Genomic DNA, 894 nt, shown 5'->3' on the forward strand with positions numbered 1-894 from the left:
GAAGTCCGCAATAACAAGCTGTACTATTTCTATCAGTCAGATATGGTAGAACATACGGTAAACCAGCTTTTTCAGTATCTGGATTCCTGATGGCCTTACTCAATCTGCCAGTCGATCGGTGTCACCCCATGTTCTTCCAGAAACTGATTGGTCTGGCTAAACGGCCTGCTTCCGAAAAATCCTCTGTATGCAGACAGGGGACTCGGATGCGGCGCCTCAAGGATCAAATGCTTCGGATTGTTCAGCATCCGTTTTTTGCGCTGTGCCGGCGCTCCCCACAGAATAAACACGATCGGCCGATCCTGTGCGTTGACTGCCATGATCGCTGCATCTGTAAATTCCTCCCAGCCGATTCCTCTGTGGGAATTTGCCTCATGCGCCCGCACCGTCAGCACCGTATTGAGCATCAGTACTCCCTGCTCGGCCCATTTTGTCAGACACCCGTGGTTCGGAATGGTACAGCCCAAATCATCCTGCAGCTCTTTATAAATATTAACCAGAGACGGAGGAACCTGCACTCCCTTTTTCACCGAGAAGCACAACCCATGCGCCTGATTAAAATTGTGATACGGGTCCTGCCCGAGAATCACTACCTTCACATCTTTTAAAGGTGTCAGATGAAACGCATTGAAAATATCATTCGCCGGCGGAAAAATCTGTCTGGTCCGATACTCCTCATTGACCGTATTAAATAATGTTTTATAATAAGGTTTCTTAAATTCCCCCTTTAATGCTTCATACCAGTCTCCATTGATTCCAGACATGATGTTCACTTCCTCTCTTTTGTTTTATATTAGTCTGACGGAAATCCCCTGCTCCCTCAAATATTCTTTGACCTGCCGGATCTCCAGTTCCTTATAGTGGAACAAGGATGCCGCCAGTGCTGCGTCTGCG

The 894-nt window shown here is 47.5% G+C and carries 1 protein-coding gene; it reads right to left on the bottom strand.

Features of this window, described 5'->3' with window-relative positions:
* Positions 1–95: 95 nt before the first annotated feature.
* A complete protein-coding gene (locus AAA071_RS09455; protein ID WP_055169703.1) occupies positions 96–764 on the bottom strand; it encodes a uracil-DNA glycosylase in 669 nt (222 codons plus the stop codon).
* Positions 765–894 lie beyond the last annotated feature (130 nt).

This window comes from Veillonella parvula (assembly GCF_040097785.1).
Lineage (GTDB): Bacteria > Bacillota > Negativicutes > Veillonellales > Veillonellaceae > Veillonella > Veillonella parvula_D.

What these genes read in the sequence shown, in the direction of transcription:
- AAA071_RS09455 (WP_055169703.1), bottom strand. Translation starts at nt 764, where the DNA reads ATGTCTGGAATCAATGGAGACTGGTATGAAGCATTAAAGGGGGAATTT.